Origin of the sequence: Duncaniella sp. (assembly GCF_029054785.1) — a bacterium.
In the GTDB taxonomy this organism is placed as follows: domain Bacteria; phylum Bacteroidota; class Bacteroidia; order Bacteroidales; family Muribaculaceae; genus Duncaniella.
Map to the genome: position 1 here is coordinate 1 of NZ_JAIDEN010000055.1, position 19059 is coordinate 19059.

At 52.9% G+C, this 19059-nt stretch carries 17 protein-coding genes; 2 read left to right on the forward strand and 15 right to left on the reverse strand.

The genetic code is table 11. The features are described 5' to 3' along the window. The 8 genes from rplB to rpsL all read right to left on the reverse strand — a co-directional run. Positions 1 to 801 (reverse strand): 50S ribosomal protein L2 (rplB, locus tag K2H17_RS03655; protein ID WP_300131549.1); only part of this gene is annotated, 801 nt, incomplete at its 3' end. 5 nt (positions 802 to 806) lie between these two features. Then, complete coding sequence (gene rplW, locus K2H17_RS03660; protein WP_300131552.1) at positions 807 to 1097, reverse strand: 50S ribosomal protein L23; 291 nt, start codon at positions 1095 to 1097, stop codon at positions 807 to 809. Between the two features lie 24 nt (positions 1098 to 1121). Continuing rightward, complete coding sequence (rplD, locus tag K2H17_RS03665; RefSeq protein ID WP_300131554.1) at positions 1122 to 1742, reverse strand: 50S ribosomal protein L4; 621 nt, start codon at positions 1740 to 1742, stop codon at positions 1122 to 1124. Then, on the reverse strand, positions 1742 to 2359 hold the full coding sequence (gene rplC, locus K2H17_RS03670; RefSeq protein ID WP_290142153.1) for a 50S ribosomal protein L3: 618 nt from the start codon (positions 2357 to 2359) through the stop codon (positions 1742 to 1744). Before rplC ends, rplD begins: the two co-directional genes overlap by 1 nt. 88 nt (positions 2360 to 2447) lie before the next feature. Continuing rightward, positions 2448 to 2753: a 30S ribosomal protein S10 gene (gene rpsJ, locus K2H17_RS03675; RefSeq protein WP_107031209.1), complete on the reverse strand. Its 306-nt coding sequence runs from the start codon at positions 2751 to 2753 to the stop codon at positions 2448 to 2450. A 26-nt stretch (positions 2754 to 2779) separates the two neighbouring features. Next, positions 2780 to 4906: an elongation factor G gene (fusA, locus tag K2H17_RS03680; protein ID WP_300131561.1), complete on the reverse strand. Its 2127-nt coding sequence runs from the start codon at positions 4904 to 4906 to the stop codon at positions 2780 to 2782. A gap of 41 nt (positions 4907 to 4947) precedes the next feature. Continuing rightward, entirely contained in the window at positions 4948 to 5424 is a 477-nt protein-coding gene (gene rpsG, locus K2H17_RS03685; protein ID WP_107031207.1) for a 30S ribosomal protein S7, read from the reverse strand. Between the two features lie 181 nt (positions 5425 to 5605). Then, complete coding sequence (rpsL, locus tag K2H17_RS03690) at positions 5606 to 5989, reverse strand: 30S ribosomal protein S12 (protein ID WP_016562585.1); 384 nt, start codon at positions 5987 to 5989, stop codon at positions 5606 to 5608. A gap of 377 nt (positions 5990 to 6366) precedes the next feature. Here rpsL and metG point away from each other — a divergent pair, with 377 nt between their 5' ends. After that, positions 6367 to 8412: a methionine--tRNA ligase gene (gene metG / locus K2H17_RS03695; protein ID WP_300131565.1), complete on the forward strand. Its 2046-nt coding sequence runs from the start codon at positions 6367 to 6369 to the stop codon at positions 8410 to 8412. Between the two features lie 193 nt (positions 8413 to 8605). After that, the gene (locus tag K2H17_RS03700) at positions 8606 to 9643 is read left to right on the forward strand and encodes an asparaginase (protein ID WP_300131567.1); all 1038 of its coding nucleotides are present in this window, start codon (positions 8606 to 8608) and stop codon (positions 9641 to 9643) included. Positions 9644 to 9681: 38 nt separating this feature from the next. Here K2H17_RS03700 and dinB read toward each other — a convergent pair whose 3' ends face one another. The 7 genes from dinB to K2H17_RS03735 all read right to left on the reverse strand — a co-directional run bounded on the left by dinB (position 9682) and on the right by K2H17_RS03735 (position 18883). Further along, positions 9682 to 10806 carry a DNA polymerase IV gene (gene dinB / locus K2H17_RS03705; protein ID WP_300131570.1) on the reverse strand — a complete coding sequence of 375 codons (1125 nt, stop codon included), beginning with the start codon at positions 10804 to 10806 and terminating at the stop codon, positions 9682 to 9684. A 41-nt stretch (positions 10807 to 10847) separates the two neighbouring features. Continuing rightward, positions 10848 to 11780 carry a cysteine synthase A gene (gene cysK, locus K2H17_RS03710; RefSeq protein WP_300131574.1) on the reverse strand — a complete coding sequence of 311 codons (933 nt, stop codon included), beginning with the start codon at positions 11778 to 11780 and terminating at the stop codon, positions 10848 to 10850. A 75-nt stretch (positions 11781 to 11855) separates the two neighbouring features. Continuing rightward, entirely contained in the window at positions 11856 to 12566 is a 711-nt protein-coding gene (gene radC / locus K2H17_RS03715; RefSeq protein ID WP_300131577.1) for a DNA repair protein RadC, read from the reverse strand. A gap of 15 nt (positions 12567 to 12581) precedes the next feature. After that, a complete protein-coding gene (locus K2H17_RS03720) occupies positions 12582 to 13574 on the reverse strand; it encodes a glycosyltransferase (protein WP_300131582.1) in 993 nt (330 codons plus the stop codon). An 11-nt stretch (positions 13575 to 13585) separates the two neighbouring features. Beyond that, the gene (nspC, locus tag K2H17_RS03725) at positions 13586 to 14716 is read right to left on the reverse strand and encodes a carboxynorspermidine decarboxylase (protein ID WP_300131579.1); all 1131 of its coding nucleotides are present in this window, start codon (positions 14714 to 14716) and stop codon (positions 13586 to 13588) included. A gap of 43 nt (positions 14717 to 14759) precedes the next feature. After that, a complete protein-coding gene (locus K2H17_RS03730) occupies positions 14760 to 17114 on the reverse strand; it encodes a UvrD-helicase domain-containing protein (RefSeq protein WP_300131580.1) in 2355 nt (784 codons plus the stop codon). 146 nt (positions 17115 to 17260) lie between these two features. Then, a complete protein-coding gene (locus tag K2H17_RS03735) occupies positions 17261 to 18883 on the reverse strand; it encodes a C69 family dipeptidase (protein ID WP_300131584.1) in 1623 nt (540 codons plus the stop codon). Positions 18884 to 19059 lie beyond the last annotated feature (176 nt).

Here is a 19059-nt window from a genome sequence, read left to right on the forward strand (position 1 = left end):
CTTCGAAGAGTGCTTCTTGGGCGCACGTGTCTTGAGACCCTTGCTGTAGAGGCCCTTGCGCGAACGGGGATGACCACCGGAAGCGCGGCCTTCGCCACCACCCATGGGGTGATCGACAGGGTTCATGACTACGCCGCGGTTGCGGGGACGACGACCGAGCCAGCGTGAACGACCGGCCTTACCGGAACGTTCGAGCGAGTGCTCTGAATTGCCGACTACGCCGACTGTGGCGCGACATGCAGCGAGGATCTTACGGGTTTCACCCGAAGGTAATTTAACGATGGCGTAGGTGCCTTCACGGGAGATCAGCTGGGCGAAAGTGCCTGCCGAACGGGCCATGAAAGCGCCCTGGCCAGGACGCAACTCAATGTTGTGGATGAGCGTACCGACAGGGATGTTGGCCAGCGGGAGGCAGTTACCTACCTCAGGCTGGGCTTCAGCGCCTGAAAGAAGCACATCACCAACTTTTAAGCCGTTGGGTGCAATGATATAGGCTTTAGCACCGTCTTTGTAGTAAAGGAGGGCGATACGAGCCGAACGGTTGGGATCGTACTCGATGCTCTTCACTACCGCGGGTACACCGTCTTTGTTTCTCTTAAAGTCAATCATGCGGTATTTGCGCTTGTGGCCACCACCAAGGTAACGGGTGGTGAGGTGACCTTCGGCGTTACGGCCGCCGGAGGCCTTTTTACCGACTGTAAGAGATTTTTCCGGTGTAGTAGCAGTGATGGTACCTTTGAATACACCGATAACTTTGTGTCTCTGCCCCGGTGTTGTGGGCTTGAATTTTCTTACTGCCATTTTATTTAGATATTGCTATAGAAGTCAATATTCTGTCCTTCGGCAAGAGTTACAAGCGCTTTCTTCCAAGCTGCGGTCTTGCCACGGAGCAGACCGCTCTTGGTCCAGCGAGATTTGTTCTTGCTGCGGACATTGATGGTGTTTACGCGGACTACTTTCACGCCGTAGAGATTCTCAACGAGCGACTTGATCTGATACTTGTTAGCCTCAGGAGAAACGGCGAAGGTGTAACGGTTGAGCTTCTCGATGAGACTGTTTGCCTTCTCTGTTACGATGGGTTTGATTGAAATTTCCATTGTCTATGTTTTCTCGTATGGAGGTTAAAGTTTGTTAATGAAATCAAGGCTGCTCTCCGTGAGGATGACAGCGTTAGAGTTCATGAGCGCGTAAGTGTTAAGCGCCGAAGCATCGATGGTTTTAGCATCGGGGATATTTCGGGCTGACAAAGTTACGTTTTTATTTTGACCCGGTAAAACGAGGAGCACCTTTTTGCCGTCAACTTTAAGATTTTTAGTAAAATTTACAAAATCTTTAGTTTTCGGAGCTTCGAAGTTGAAGTCTTCAACGACGATGAGCTGGGAATCCTGTACTTTATAGGTCAACGCACTTTTGCGGGCGAGCGCTTTCACTTTCTTATTCAACTTGAAGCGGTAGTCACGGGGACGGGGACCGAAAACGCGTCCGCCACCGACAAGCACCGGTGAGTTGATATCACCGATACGGCTGCCGCCGCCGCCTTTCTGTTTGTGGAGCTTGCGGGTAGAACCTGAAACTTCACTACGTTCTTTGGACTTGTGAGTACCCTGACGCTGGTTGGCGAGATACTGCTTCACATCGAGATAAACGGCGTGCTCGTTTGCATCTACTGCAAAAACTTCGTCGCTGAGCTGTGCTTTGCGACCGGTGTCTTCACCTTTGATATTGTAAATTGCGACTTCCATTATTTCTCAATTAAAACGATTGAACCTTTACTTCCGGGGATTGAACCCTTGATGAGGAGCAGATTGTGGTCTGCAATCACCTTGAGCACCTGGAGGTTTTGAATTGTCACTTTCTCGTTGCCCATCTGACCTGCCATGCGCATTCCTTTGAACACTTTAGCGGGGTAGGAGCAGGCGCCGACCGAACCGGGAGCGCGAAGACGGTTGTGCTGACCATGAGTGCTCTGGCCTACGCCACCGAAACCGTGACGCTTAACCACACCCTGGAAGCCTTTACCCTTCGAGGTACCCTGAATGTCAACGAAGTCATTCTCGTTGAAGAGATCGACTGTGATGGTATCACCGAGTTTGTACTCGCCGTCAAATCCTTTGAACTCGGCCAAGTGGCGCTGGGGAGCTACTCCGGCTTTCTTGAAGTGACCGGCCATAGGGGCAGTTGTGTGCTTGTCTTTTTTCTCTACAAAGCCAAGCTGCACGGCCTCATAACCGTCTTTGTCAGCCGTCTTAATCTGAGTAACTACGCAGGGGCCTACTTCGATAACAGTGCACGGCACATTCTTGCCGTCGGCACTGAAAACGGATGTCATTCCGATTTTCTTTCCTAATAATCCTGGCATTTCTCTTTGATTTAAAAAATGTGAACTGATTTGGGAGTTGTTTGTGATTACTTGAATCCTGTTGATGTCTGTACGTTATCCGACGTGATCAGACTTTGATTTCTACTTCTACGCCTGAAGGAAGTTCGAGTTTCATCAGCGCGTCTACGGTCTTGCCGGTAGAGTTGTGGATGTCGATCAGACGCTTGTAGGACGAGAGCTGGAACTGCTCACGCGATTTCTTGTTGACGAATGTCGAGCGATTGACAGTGAAAACGCGACGGTGGGTGGGCAGGGGAATAGGTCCGCTGATCACAGCACCTGTTGCTTTTACGGTCTTCACAATCTTCTCTGCCGACTTGTCAACCAAGTTGTAGTCGTAGGATTTAAGTTTGATTCTGATTGTTTGGTCCATATCTTTGTTGAATGAAAGTGTTTATCTTACTTGATGAGGTCAACACGGCCCTGGCATTCGGTGAGCACGTTCTTGGCGATCGAGCTGCTTACTTCAGCGTAGTGGCTGAAAGTCATGGTTGAAGTGGCACGGCCTGAAGTGATTGTACGGAGAGCTGTCACATAGCCGAACATCTCAGCAAGAGGAGCCTTGGCTTTCACGATGCGGGCACCGGAACGGCTGGTTTCCATACCTTCTACCTGACCGCGACGCTTGTTAAGGTCACCGATCACGTCACCCATGCTCTCTTCCGGAGTAACGACCTCTACCTTGAAGATCGGTTCGAGGAGCACGGGACCTGCCTTTTCAGATGCCTTCTTGAAGGCCTGGATGGCACAGAGTTCGAATGAAAGCTGATCGGAGTCAACCGGGTGGAATGAACCGTCGATCACTGTAACCTTGAGCTGGTCAACCGGGAATCCTGCAAGCACACCGTTCTTCATAGCGGCGGTGAAGCCTTTCTGGATTGAGGGGATGAATTCCTTAGGAATGTTACCGCCCTTGACTTCGTCAACAAACTGGAGGTTGCCGTCAAAGCCTTCGTCAACGGGTTCTACACGAACAATGATGTCGGCAAACTTACCGCGACCACCGGTCTGCTTCTTGAATACCTCACGGAGTTCAACAGGCTTGGTGATGGCTTCCTTGTAGGTAACCTGAGGACGACCCTGGTTACATTCTACCTTGAATTCGCGGCGGAGACGATCGATGATGATATCGAGGTGAAGCTCACCCATACCGGAGATCACGGTCTGACCGGTCTCTTCGTTGGTCTCTACGCGGAAAGTCGGGTCTTCTTCAGCAAGTTTCTGGAGGCCGACACCGAGTTTGTCAAGGTCTTTCTGGGTCTTAGGCTCAACCGCGATACCGATAACGGGATCGGGGAATTCCATAGCCTCAAGTACGATAGGATGGTTTTCGTCGCAGAGAGTGTCACCTGTACGGATATCCTTGAAACCTACGCCTGCACCGATATCACCGCAGTCGATTGATTCCTTGGCGTTCTGCTTGTTTGAGTGCATCTGGAACAGACGGCTGACGCGTTCTTTTTTGCCTGAACGGCTGTTGAGCACGTAGCTGCCGGCAACAACGTCACCTGAGTAGACGCGGAAGAATGTGAGACGGCCAACGTAGGGGTCAGTTGCGATCTTGAATGCAAGCGCACACATAGGAGCGTCTGAAGAAGGCTCGCGGGTCTCAACCTTGTCAGCGTCTTCGGGGTTGGTTCCTTCGATAGCGCCTGAGTCAACGGGGCTGGGAAGATATGCGCAGACAGCGTCGAGCAGACACTGAACACCCTTGTTCTTGAACGAAGAGCCGCAGATCATGGGAACGATCTCCATCTTCAGAGTTGCGTTGCGGAGTGCGCGACGGATCTCGTCTTCAGTGATGGTAGAAGGATCGTCGAAATATTTCTCCATCAGAGTGTCATCGAACTCGGCGATTTTTTCGAGCATCTTGTCACGCCACTCTTCAGCCTCGGCAGCGAGGTTTGCGGGAATTTCTTCCAGTGAGTAGTCAGCACCCATTGATTCGTCGTGCCATAAAATAGCCTTCATGCGGATGAGGTCAACCACACCCTTGAAAGTTTCTTCAGCGCCGATAGGAATCTGTATAGGACACGGATTGGCTCCGAGCACATCCTTGAGCTGACGGACTACTTCAAAGAAGTTGGCACCCGAACGGTCCATCTTGTTGACATAACCAATACGGGGAACATTATATTTGTCAGCCTGACGCCATACGGTTTCAGACTGAGGTTCAACACCACCTACGGCGCAGAATGTAGCGACAGCGCCGTCGAGAACACGGAGTGAACGTTCAACCTCAACGGTGAAGTCGACGTGTCCCGGAGTGTCAATAAGGTTGATCTTGAACTGGTCGCCGGCATACTTCCAAAATGTGGTGGTAGCGGCAGAAGTGATAGTGATACCACGTTCCTGTTCCTGTTCCATCCAGTCCATGGTAGCAGCACCGTCATGAACCTCACCGATCTTGTGGGTAAGACCGGTATAGAAAAGGATACGCTCGGAAGTAGTGGTCTTACCGGCATCGATGTGAGCCATGATGCCGATATTGCGCGTATATTTTAAATGTGCGTCTGATTTAGCCATTTTGATTTGTGTGAATCTAAATGAATGAAATTAATAAAGGCTTAGAAACGGAAGTGAGCGAATGCGCGGTTAGCCTCGGCCATCTTGTGCATATCTTCCTTGCGCTTGTAAGCGCCACCCTGATCATTGAATGCGTCTACGATTTCGGCAGCGAGCTTCTCAGCCATTGTCTTGCCGCCGCGCTTGCGGGCGTAGAGGATCAGGTTTTTCATTGAGATAGATTCCTTGCGGTCGGGACGGATTTCAGTAGGAACCTGGAATGTTGCGCCACCGACACGACGCGACTTAACCTCAACCTGGGGAGTCACGTTTTCAAGAGCTTTTTTCCAAATCTCAAGAGCGGTCTTCTCTTCGTTGGGAAGTTTGTTCTTCACGAGATCGAGAGCGGAGTAGAAAATAGTATAAGAAGTATTCTTCTTTCCGTCATACATCAGGTGGTTGACGAACTTCGACACTCTCACATCATTAAACACGGGATCGGGAAGAATCACCCGCTTCTTAGGTTTTGCTTTTCTCATTTTTTGAGGAAATGTTTTGTTTTTGGTTGCTTGGTTGCTGCATCTTTAATCTTCAACGATGCCCCTCCGGACATCATTTACTCAACCTGTGATTTAGCCTTCCAGTCAAATCAAAAACGAGGGTTTAACGACTCTGTTTTTAATTTAAAAATTTTACTTTCAGAAAAGGACTTGCGGAATCTTATTTCTTTGCAGCCTTGGGACGCTTTGCACCATACTTGCTACGACGCTGAGTACGATCCTTAACGCCGCTGGTATCGAGCGTGCCGCGAACGATGTGGTAACGCACACCGGGGAGGTCCTTCACACGACCACCGCGAACAAGCACGATTGAGTGTTCCTGAAGATTGTGGCCTTCACCGGGGATGTAGCTGTTGACTTCCTTTCCGTTGGTCAGGCGCACACGAGCCACCTTACGCATAGCCGAGTTAGGCTTTTTGGGAGTGGTGGTGTACACACGCACACACACGCCACGACGCTGGGGGCATGAATCAAGTGCGGGTGACTTGCTCTTATCTTCAAGAGCCACGCGACCTTTTCTTACTAATTGCTGAATAGTAGGCATCTTGCTTTCTTTTGATTTATTTAATAATGATTAGTAGTTGTATTTACTGTTTACTATACGCACTTTTCGCCGACGACTTCGCTAATTATCAGAAAGTTAGCGTAATCGTGACGACAAGTCGCTCCTAAAAGCGATGCAAAATTACAACTTATTTTCCTAACTGCCAAACATTTCCAAAATATTTTTCGCAGCGATAAAATTACGCGGGACCTGCGGCTAACCGCACAGGAGCAAACACAGTCCAAATCATCAATAATGTCATTTTTTCCGCTCTTTGATTGTGTTTTTCCTATATATCCATTAATTTTGCACCTTAAATAAAAGAAAGCCGTATACCGGCCAAAAAAAAGTACAAAAAGCCAAGCGACCATAATCCAATGGAAAAAAATTTCAAGCGAACCCTTATAACCACAGCGCTCCCCTATGCCAACGGACCTGTGCATATCGGACACCTTGCCGGCGTCTATGTTCCGGCTGATATCTACGCCCGCTATCTGCGCCTGCGCGGTCAGGACGTCGTCATGATCGGCGGCAGCGACGAACACGGTGTACCCATCACCCTCCGTGCAAGAAAAGAAGGTATCACTCCCCAGCAGGTCGTAGACCGCTACCATAATACAATCAAGGATTCGCTTGAGGAACTCGGCGTAAGCTTCAACATCTATTCCCGCACCACATCGGAACTCCACCATCAGACTGCCTCGGAATTCTTCCGTCATCTCTATGACAAAGGCGAATTCACGGTCCAGACCGCACAGCAGCCCTATGATGAAAAAGCCGGCGAATTCCTTGCCGACCGCTATGTGGTCGGAACCTGCCCACGCTGCCACAACGAGAACGCCTATGGCGACCAGTGTGAGGCCTGCGGATCGTCACTCAACGTGACCGACCTCATCAATCCCCGCTCTGCCCTCACCGGCGAGCCGGTGAAAATGCGCGAGACAACCCACTGGTATCTCCCCCTCGACAAATGGGAGCCGAGCCTGCGCGAATGGATCCTCGAAGGACATAAGGAATGGAAAACCAACGTCTACGGCCAGTGCAAGTCATGGCTTGATGCCGGACTCCAGCCGCGTGCCGTCAGCCGCGACCTCAACTGGGGTGTACCCGTACCCGTAGAAGGAGCTGAAGGCAAGGTCCTCTACGTCTGGTTCGACGCCCCGATCGGCTACATCTCCAACACCAAGGAACTCCTCCCCGATTCATGGGAAAAATACTGGAAAGATCCCGAAAGCCGCATCATCAACTTCATCGGCAAAGACAACATCGTCTTCCACTGCATCGTATTCCCCTCGATGCTGATGGCCTATGGCGACAACTTCCAGCTGCCCGACAATGTTCCCGCCAACGAATTCCTCAACCTCGAAGGCGACAAGATCTCGACATCACGCAACTGGGCCGTATGGCTGCATGAATACCTTAAAGACTTCCCCGGCAAGCAGGATGTGCTCCGTTACGTCCTCACCGCCAACGCGCCTGAGACCAAGGACAACGACTTCACATGGGCAGACTTCCAGGCCCGCAACAACAATGAGCTTGTGGCCATCCTCGGAAACTTCGTCAACCGCGCGATGGTGCTGACCCACAAATATTTCGACGGAGTCGTACCCGCCGCAGGAATGCTGACCGAGACCGACACCCTCCTTGCAACCGAACTCGGCGTCGCCACAGAGGCCCTGACCGCCGCCCTTGAGACATTCCACTTCCGTGAAGCCCTCAGACAGGCAATGGAGATCGCCCGTCTCGGCAACCGCTACCTTCAGGAAACAGAACCCTGGAAACTTGCCAAGACCGACATGGAACGCGTGAAGACAATCCTCAACATCGCACTTCAGCTCTGCGCCAACATCGCCGTCGCTTTCGAGCCTTTCACCCCGTTCATGTCCGAAAAGCTCGTCAAAATGCTGGGGCTCAGCGGGAACATATCATGGGATATGCTCGGAAAACTCGATATCATCAGCGCCGGCACAAAGCTCGCCACCCCGGAACTTCTCTTTGACAAAGTCGAGGACAGCCAGATCGAAGCTCAGCTCAAACGCCTGGCCGACACTAAGAAAGCCAATGAAGCGGCAGCCTGGAAAGCCGAACCTCAGGCAAAGGATGTCGACTTCGACTCGTTTGCCGCATGCGACCTCCGTGTCGGCACCGTACTCGAATGCGAAAAAGTGCCCAAAGCCGACAAACTTCTGCGTTTCCTCATCGAGGACGGCCTCGAAAAACGCACGATCGTCTCAGGCATCGCCAAACATTACAAGCCTGAAGATCTCGTCGGCAAGCAGATCTGCTTCATAGCCAATCTGCCGCCACGCAAGCTGAAAGGAATCGTCTCGGAGGGAATGATCCTCTCTGTCGAAAACTCCGACGGCTCACTTGTGCTCCTTGCCCCCTCGGCCCCGGTTGCCCCAGGTGCCAAAATCGGCTGATACCCCGAACAGAAAACATACCGAAACCACATTATAAAAATCCGAGAGGGTTGGGATTCTGCCCTCCCCCTCTCGGATTAATGTTAACCTTAGAGAATGTTTAATCACAAGAGTTAATATCCACCTCAAAACTTTCGCTCAGGTTTTTAACTATTACCATTAAACACCCCATCTTAAACACACCTTATCTGTAATGACAGCATACAGAAAACCACGATTGTTGATCATTTATACCGGTGGTACGATCGGAATGATAGAAAACCCGGAGACCCACGCCTTGCAGCCATTTGATTTCTCGCACCTGATCGACAATGTGCCTAAAATCAAAATGCTCGATTACCATATCGACAACATCCAGTTCACACCGATCGATTCGAGCGACATGGACTCAACCGGATGGTCGGAAATCTCAAATGCCATCGCAAGACATTACGATGACTATGACGGATTCGTGGTCCTCCACGGGACTGACACGATGGCCTATACCGCTTCGGCTCTTTCATTCATGCTCGGAAACCTTCACAAGCCCGTGATCATCACAGGCTCACAGCTTCCGATCGGCGAAGTGCGCACCGATGGCGAAGAAAACCTGATAACGGCTTTGCAGATCGCCGCCGCAACGACCTTCGACGGCTCGCCGATGATCCAGGAAGTCGCCATTCTGTTCGAGAACTATCTCTGGCGAGGCAACCGCTCCACCAAAATGAGCGCCGACAACTTCAACGCTTTCAAGAGCAACAACTATCCGCAACTGGCCAAAATCGGTCTCGGCATACATTTCTACGAAGAGGCCTTATGGCGTCCGAAAAAGAAACAGCCGTTGCAGCTCAACACCAACATGGATTCCAATGTGATGTTCATCGAGCTACATCCCGGCATGACACAGCAGACCCTCCGCTATCTTCTCCACACACCCGGAATAAAAGGGATCGTCCTGCGCACATACGGTGCAGGCAATGCCCCGACTGCCGGATGGTTCATCGAAGAGGTAGCCCAGGCCATACAACGCGGAGTGGTTATTGTCAATGTAACACAATGTGTCAACGGGGGCGTACACCACAGACGCTATGTCGCCGGCGACAAACTTGCAAACGCCGGTGTCATCTCCGGCCATGACATGACCTCCGAAGCCGCCATCACCAAACTGATGTATCTCTTCGGTCTCGGCCTCACCCCATCGGCTGTGGCCACCCGACTGAACACCGACATCTGCGGTGAAGTAACGCTCTGACCGTCTGAGCGCCACAAACCATCGCCCCCTTTTACGCTTCAGTCATAGCCGTTTTCGAAATCGAATTCGAGCTGACGCGGATCGTAGACAGTGCGCGACGTGCCGCCATGCTCAGGCATCGACACCGACAGTCCGACCAACCTCACCTGACGTCCGGCAACAGGCGCCAGCGAAAGCAGCTGACGGGCAGAACTGATTATCTCATCACGGCTCTGATAGGCCCGTGATGCCGTGTGGCTGCGCGAACGCTGTGTGAAGTCACTGAATTTGAGTTTCAGAGTGAGAGTGCAGCCTCTGAACACACTGCGCCCGATCCTCCACACCAGCTCATCGGCAAGATCCTCTATGACATGTTCGATCTCCTCCAGGGTTGTCAGATCCTGCTGGAGCGTCATCTCACATCCCACAGATTTCCGGGTCCACAGCGGCTCGACAGGACGGTTGTCAATCCCACGGGCAAACTGATAGAAGATCTGCCCAGACTTTCCGAATTCAAGATTCAGCAGTTCAGCCGAACAGGCGGCAAGCTGCTCTCCGGTCCAGATGCCGAGGGCATGCATCCTCGCGGCGGTGACAGGGCCGACACCCCAGAAATCCTCCACAGGAATCCGATGGATAAACTCAATGGCCTGCGAGGGATGGATTGTACACAGCCCGTCAGGCTTGCGGTAGTCGGAAGCGATCTTGGCCAGAAATTTGTTGTATGACACCCCGGCAGAAGCCGTCAGGCCCAGCTGTTCACGGATTTTAGCCTTTATTTCCTTTGCGATCGTGACCGCCATAGGGAATCCCGGCTTATTGACAGTCACATCAAGAAATGCCTCGTCAAGCGAGATCGGCTCCACTATGTCGGTGTACTCGTGAAAGATCTCGTGCATCTGCGCCGACACCCTTTTATAGACATCGAATCTCGGCTTCACAAACACAAGTCCGGGACACAGTTTTTTAGCACGCAGCGACGGCATGGCTGATCTCACACCGAAACGCCGCGCCTCATAACTGGCTGCGGCCACGACTCCACGCCCCTCGGCATGGCCGACGGCAAGCGGGACACCCTTCAATGACGGATTGTCACGCTGCTCCACAGAGGCATAGAAAGCATCCATGTCGATATGGATGATCTTACGGATTTCCCCTAAGTTCAGGCGAGACAATTCATCCATATCAATCGTTTATAGTTTAACTATTGTTTTGAAACACGCTCTTACTCGGCAAAAAGGTCTGTTGAAAGATAACGTTCACCGGTATCCGGCAGCAACACAACGATATTTTTCCCGGCATTGGCCGGATCTTTTGCAAGTACAGTTGCCACATGCAAAGCCGCCCCGGAAGAAATGCCGCAAAGCACCCCCTCGGTACGCGCAAGCCGGCGCGCCGCACCATAAGCCTCCTCAGCCTCGACTTTCACCACCTTATTTATAATAGAGCGGTCAAGAATCTCCGGCACAAAACCGGCCCCTATACCCTGAAGTTTATGCGGACCGGGACTCCCTCCGCTCAACACCGGCGAATCGGCGGGTTCGACTGCCACAACCTCGACATCAGGCTTCTGCTCTTTCAGATAACTACCTATCCCGGTGACAGTTCCGCCGGTTCCGACTCCTGCCACAAAGCAATCGACCTTGCCATCCAGCGCCGACCAGATTTCGGGCCCGGTTGTACGGTAGTGGATCTGAGGATTCGCCGGATTCACGAACTGGCCCAAAATGACAGCCCCAGGGATCTCGGCTTTAAGCCTTTCAGCCTCGGCGATCGCACCTTTCATCCCGGCAGCACCTGAAGTCAGCACCACCCTTGCACCCAAAGCAGCCACAAGTTTCCTGCGCTCGACGCTCATTGTCTCCGGCATTGTCAGAATCACATTATAGCCACGCGCTGCACCGACCAGAGCAAGCCCTATTCCGGTATTACCGCTTGTCGGCTCTATTATAGTACCCCCTTTTTTCAGTTGTCCGCTCTCCTCAGCCTCCATGATCATGTTGAGCGCCACGCGGTCTTTCACTGATCCGCCGGGATTGAAACTCTCTATCTTGGCATAGATTGTAGCTGCGGTGCTTTCTGATCTGTCATAATTGTTGAGACGCAACAAGGGGGTCGCCCCTACGGTCTCAAGAATCGAATCCGATATTCTGTTCATAAATTGACTGCGTTAAGTTTTGTCATCAATTATTAATCTCTAATCCATATTCAACACAATGTCAGCCATTGCGGTTTACAGACGCCGGTTGTCTGCGTAAGAATAAGATCTGCTGCGGGCTATTATCACATGATCAAGCACTTTTATTCCCAGATAACCGGCTCCTTCCTTGATTTTACGGGTCAGACTGTCATCCTCGCTGCTTGGATTGGGGTTTCCGGAGGGGTGGTTGTGGATCAGGATAATCCCTTCGGCCAGACAGTCCAGAGCACGTTTGAGCAAGAGCTTGACATCTACAACCGTCGCAACCGTGCCGCCCTGCGAGATGCAGCGCTTGAACTTCACACGGTTGCTGCGCGAGAGCATCATCACCCAGAACTCCTCATGGTCCAGTTCGCCGATGAGGGGCTGCATTATCTCCGTGACATCCTCGCTGGAACGAATCAGAGGCTCGGCGGCACCTGCCATCTGCTCGCGGTTGCGGCGTCCAAGTTCAAAAGCCGCTGCCAGACAGACAGCCTTCGCTGGCCCGATGCCCTTGTATTTCGACATCATCTCCTGCATGCTCATTCTGGCAAGGTTATCGACTCTCTGGTCACAGTCATGCAGAATGCCACGGGCCATATCCACCACCGACATCCCCGGCAGACCGCCTCCGAAGATCAAAGCCACAAGTTCAGCATCGCTGAGCGACCGGATCCCGTTGGCAAGCGCTTTTTCACGCGGCTTGTCATCGTCATTCAGGTCATGGATGCGTGTCGGGATAAAGGTTGTAAGTTCTTCCATAGTCTCAGCCCTCCCCTACTTTCCTTTTCGCATCAGAACTTCCTCCTCGACATCGCGTCCGCGGCCCAGGAGAATCTTAATAAAATAAGCTTTCAGGAAGCCGCATCCATAGCCGCAGATCTGAATCACGCTTGCAGGAAGCGCCTTAAGGGCAATCACCACAGAGCGCGTCGAGAAGAGCGCGCTGACGAATATAGCAGTCAGATACAGGCCCAGCGGCAACAGGAACCAGGGAGAAAGCGCGATCGAAAGAAGCACCAGAGCCAAGCCGATGATCACCGCGACTGCCGGCAGCGCATGCACGGCTTTCAGCGAGCCGGGATAAAGCAGTTTAAGCGTAATGCGCGACATGCCGAACACATAGACCTGACGCAAGAATTTGCGGAAATCCACACGCCTCTTGTGATAGACATAGGCCGGACGGATCAGAGCGATCGAGAAACCGGCATTGCGGATGCGCGTCGACATATCAATGTCCTCCGAAAACATCTCCCGGAAGCCGCCCACCTGCTCATAGACCTTGCGGGAAAAGCCCATGTTGAACGTGCGCGGTACAAATTTTTCGAGGCTCACCTTCCCGCCGCGGATGCCGCCTGTCGTCAGGAAGGATGTCATGGCGAAATTGATAGCCTTCTGGGTGGAAGTGAACGACGAATGGGCCGAATCCGGGCCTCCGAAGCAGTCGACAGGGTGCGAATCAAGCTCCTCGGTCAGCACGGCGAAATAATTTTCAGGGATCACGCAATCGCTGTCAAAAAAGATGAAATAGTCGCCCCCGGCACGTTCCATCCCGTAATTGCGGGCAATCGAACGCCCCTCATTATCCTTGTAGAAATACTTCACACGAAAATCCTTGGCCGACTTCACAGCCTCCTCACACGGCGCCGTGGAGCCATCCTCCACAATCACCACCTCGAAATTCTTCAGCGTCTGACACCGCAGGCTGTCGAGCAGATCCCTGACCTCGTCTATGCGGTTGTAGACCGGAACTATTACTGAAAAGCGCACTTTATCTTCCATCAGCACATACGTTTTTTATAATCCTCGTAGTCAAAACGTCGCAGATAGCTGCAATTTCCGGCGGAGTCACACAGCACCATCGCGGGATGCTGGATGCCGTTGAACATGGTGGTTTTCACCGTCGTGTAGTGGTTCATATCCTCCAGCGTGAGACGGTCGCCGACCTTCAGCGGCTCACGGAAACACCAGTCGCCGACATAGTCGCCGCTCAGGCAGGAATTGCCGCCGAGTCTGTAACGCGGCAATCCCTCGGCCTCTTCGACGCTCTCGGTGACAGCCGGTTTGTAAGGCATCTCAAGGCAGTCAGGCATGTGGCAGGCAAAACTGGCGTCAATGATAGCCGTCCTGACACCCTGATTCTCAACAACATCAAGGACCTGTGTGATCAGATCTCCCGTGCGCCATGTGAAAGCGCTACCAGGCTCCATCACCACTTTCAGCCACGGATAACGGCTGCGGAAGTCTTTCAGCAGCGAGATCAGATGATCGACATCGTAGCCCTCGCGGGTCATCAGATGACCGCCTCCGAAATTCACCCACTTGAGCTGCTTCAGATAAGCCCCGAACTGCTCTTCGAAAGCCTCAAGCACTCGTTCAAGGTCATAGCTTGTACTCTCGCAGAGCGCATGGAAATGCAATCCCTCGATTCCGGCAGGAAGACCGCCCTCAAGCTGTGAGGCCGTCACTCCGAAACGCGAACCCGGAAGCGCCGGATTGTAGATCTCGGTCTCTATGACCGAACACTGCGGGTTGACGCGCAGTCCGGGCGACACACCTGCGGCCAATGCGCGCTGACCATACTTTTCCCATTGACCCAGAGAGTTGAAAGTCAGGTGGGTCGCACGGGAAAGAAACTCGTCAATCGTAGCCTCGGTGTACACCGGACAATAGACATGAGCCTCTCCGCCCAGCTCGTCATTTCCAAGCCGCAGCTCATTGAGCGAACTTGCCGTGAAATCTCGGTTATATTCGCGGATTATCGGAAACGTGCGCCACAGGGCATTGGCCTTGAAGGCCATGATGATATTGACCCCGGCCTCACGCTCCACACGGTTGATCAGCGACAGGTTGCGGCGCAATTTGTCTTCATATACAATATAGAACGGAGTGGCTATCTCGTCTGCTTTCATCTCTTATCTCAAATTGGGGATTACATTATAATATACCGACGGATCAGCCGACCACTGAAAATTTTGCAAATTTCAGCATCAGCGTCCTGGTGTCTGTATTGTCAAATTTCACTGTTATACGCGGATCCGGCCCGGCATTGTCAATGACGATGATCTCACCGAGTCCGAATTTCGCATGTTCGATCCTCATGCCTTCCTGAAGTTCTCCGACGGCATGAAGCGTATATTGCCCACCCGCTTGTCCGGAGGCCGCAGCAGACGGCGATGTCCGCAAAGGTATGGATGCCGGACGGTTATACATCTCAGCCGAGGGCGAAGGCTGCACCTTGCGCAAGGAGTTGAGGCTGCGGGCCGAACCCGCCATCGAGGCGGTGTAGTTGGCTGTCGGACGCACTCGCGGCTCACCGCCGCCAAGCCGGTCATTAGTCGCGAGACGCAGGAAGCGCTGGTCTATATCGCCCAGAAAACGCGAAGGGCGGCAGGCCGCCGTCTGTCCGTTGCGGAAACGCGAACCGGCATAACTGAGCATGCAGAATTTCTTCGCACGTGTTATGGCCACATACATCAGCCGTCGCTCCTCCTCGATCTGCGAGGGAGAGTCCTTGGACATTGCCGAGGGGAAAAGATCCTCCTCCACACCGACCACAAACACATTGTTGAACTCCAGGCCCTTGGCGGCATGTACGGTCATGAGCGTCACCCGTTCCTCGGTCCCGTCATTCGCGTCCGAATCCTGATCGGTGGCCAGTGAGACCTCCGCCATGAAATCGGCGAGCGACATGCTCTCACTCCCCTCTTCAACCCGTGTCTCCACGAAGCTCTTCACTCCCGACAGCAATTCCTGGATATTCTCCTGCTTCGACAGATTTTCGGGAGTGCTGTCGTGGAGATACATTCTGAACAGCCCCGTGCGGTCAATAATTTTAGTGGCAAGCTCAAAGGCATCAGCGCCCTTGCGGTCAGCCTGGACAAACTCGGCAATCAGCGAGGCGAAACCGTCAAGTTTCCTCAGAGTGCCCGAATTGAGTCCTGCGGGAAACCTGTCAGGCTCCTGGATGACGGTCCAAAGGCTCACATTGCCGTCAATGGCTGCACGCGTGAGCTTGTTGAGCGTGGTATCGCCTATGCCTCGCGCCGGGAAATTGATCACTCGCCTCAGAGCCTCGTCGTCGTCCGGATTGAGCGCAAGACGGAAATAGGCAATGGCGTCCTTCACCTCCTTGCGCTGGTAGAACGACAGTCCGCCGTAGATCCTGTAAGGCACATTTCGCTTTCTCAGCGCCTCCTCAAGCACACGGCTCTGGGCATTCGTGCGGTAGAGGATGGCAAAATCGTCGGCACTGTCACCGCTGGTCATCTTGAGCTGCGACAGACGCGAGGCCACCTGATAGGCCTCCTCGAAGTCACTGTAACATTTGACGACTTCAATCGGCGCGCCGGTCTCGTTTTCCGAATAGACCGTCTTGGGTATCTGCTCGCTGTTCTTGTCGATCAGCGACCCGGCGGCATTTATGATGTTGCGGGTCGAGCGGTAGTTGCGCTCAAGCTTGAAGGTCGAAAGCGCCGGATAAGTCTTCCTCAGGTCAAGAATATTACGGATGTTGGCCCCGCGGAAGGAGTAGATGCTCTGCGCGTCGTCACCCACCACACAGAGCTTGCCGCTCTCGCGTGTCAGCTGGGTCACGATTACATGCTGTGCGAAGTTCGTGTCCTGATACTCGTCGACCAGCACATAGCTGAAAAATTCCCTGTAATGCCGGAGTATGTCGGGATTATCACGCAAAAGCACGTTGGTGTAGTAGAGGAGATCGTCGAAATCCATAGCCCCGGCCACCACACAACGGTCGCGATAGGCCCGATAGACGGCACATAGCTCAGGGCGTCTGGCTCTGGCATCAGCCTCCATCACATCGCGGCTCATCGCATAGTCTTCAGGCGACACAAGCGCGTTTTTCGCACCCGAAATGGCCGATAGGACCGCCGACGGCTTGTAGATCTTGTCGTCAAGCTGCATGTCGCGGATGATCGTCTTGACAAGCGACTTGCTGTCGGCGCTGTCATAGATCGTGAAATTGCTCTTGAAGCCGATCCTGTCGGCATTCGCCCTCAGGATACGTGCGAAAATCGAATGGAAGGTACCCATCCACAGCTTCGAGGCGACAGCGCCCCCGACAAGCTGCTCGATGCGTTCGCGCATCTCCCTGGCTGCTTTGTTGGTAAATGTAAGTGCAAGAATGCGCCACGGCTCATGGCCGAGGCGCAGAAGATGAACAATCTTATAGGTCAGTACACGGGTCTTGCCAGAACCGGCACCGGCAATAACCAACTGCGGGCCGTCGCAATACTCGACCGCGGCCCGCTGTTGTTCGTTCAGTTCATCAAGATAGTTTTCGTCCATCAATAATGTTGGGGAGGTTGTTTGACATGTTAAGAGGTTGTTTAAAAACAAGAGTTAAAATCTGAGCATCAAAGTTGCCTGCGGCTAATTTTTTGACCTCAAATGAGGTCACTTGCAGGTGTTGCAAAACCTGCTTGACAACCTCCTTACTTGACAAGCAGATGATCGCCTGTTTCGTTTACAATCGAGCGATAGTAGCGTTCGTCATATCCTCCGTAGATCGGCGAGACGGGCATTCCTTCGGGAGTGCGCTCGAACTTGCCGTCTTTCTCGCGCTTGATGTTGCCGTCCATATATTTGACAAGCAGATAGTCGCCGAGATCCTTGTAGCGTTTCACATAACGGGTTGAGGCGCTTGCCGAATGGCTGTTCAGGCGGTTGCGGGCAGCCTCAGGATCGAGAGCGCTCACTTCGGCCACAAGATTTCCGACTTCTGTCTCCAAAGTCTCCTCCTCGGCTTTCTGCACGCGGCGGATATCGTCGATCATCTTGCTGTACTGATGATAAGCCTGGTTTGCGACATAGCTTGTCACCCAGAAGGCAGCGTCCCACGAGAGTGTGAGCAGGTCGCCGTTGCCCTGAGCGAATTCGTGAGGAATGGAAGTTATGCAGTTGTACATCGGCACATAGACACAGGTGTTGGCGTCGTCCACACCGAACCAGAGGATGCCGCGCATCTGCTGGGGATAGGCCGAGTTCATCTGTGAGACAAACGAGAAACCGGTCTGCTGGGTAGCGATGGCGCGTTCGTTGAGATATTCCTTGCCGTCGACCTTGAAAGTCATCGGACGCCAGCGGTAAGGCACTGCGTAAGGGCCTGCGCCTACATCCTTGGTCATATCCATCGGAGTGCCTTCATAGTGGTCGCGCATCATCCATTTCATTTCGTTGAGGCTCACCTTGCGGTCGGGTTTCACCCAAAGGGGCATCGGCTCACCTTCGGATTTCATGACCCAGGGGAGATAGCTGTCCATTCCGTCGGCAAAGCGGTTGAAGTAGCTCCAGACACGGCCGTCGCAGCCGCGTGTGGCAGTGCCGTCCAGTTCGCCATAGGCCAGTGAGAAGCTGAAATCCTCATCCTTGCCGTTGAAATAACCCATCTTGCGGGCAAATTTGATGACGTCGGGCGAATAGAGGGTGTTTTCCTTATCCTTCAGAGGAAACTTGTGGATGCGCGGATGGTTGGCGTGACCTGCGATGCAGTCATCCGGAATGCGGCGGGCAACCCAGACCGCACCCTTTTCCTTGCCGCCTTTGCCGACAAGCTCCATGATCCAGGCCTCCTCCGAGTCTGCGATCGAGAATGATTCGCCGCTCGAATGATAGCCGTAGGTATTGACCAGATCGGTCATTATCTTTATAGCCTCACGGGGAGTTCTGGCGCGTTCGAGAGTCACATAGATCAGAGAGCCGTAATCCATTATGCCGGTTGTGTCGGCCAGTTCCGGACGTCCGCCCCAGGTGCTTTCTGAGATCGTCAGACCATGCTCGTTCATGTTGCCGATGGTCGTATAGGTCTCGGCAACTTCAGGTATTTCGCCGAGATAACGGCCTGTGTCCCATTCCACGATCTTTCTCATCGTCCCCGGTTTATGCTTGCCTCCGGGGCGGTTATACAGTTCGCCATAAAGCGTATGGCTGTCTGCGGCGTATGTCACAAGGACAGAACCGTCGGGAGTGGCATTCTTGCCGGCGATAAGGCTCGTGCAGGCCAGAGCGGGCTCAACGCTCATCAGAGCGAGCGCTCCAAGAAGGATTTTATCGAACATTTTCATGATTGGTTTTGTTTTTTTAGTGTTCAGTCCGAAACACCCAGACCGCCTTTCCGGGGTCTCCGCTCCGAATTGAACAGAAGCGTGGATGTCCGTCATGCAAAAATAATGAAATTCATCTATAAATCCACGCGATCTGTCTTCTTTCCTCCTCCGGTCCGACGCTTAGAGGG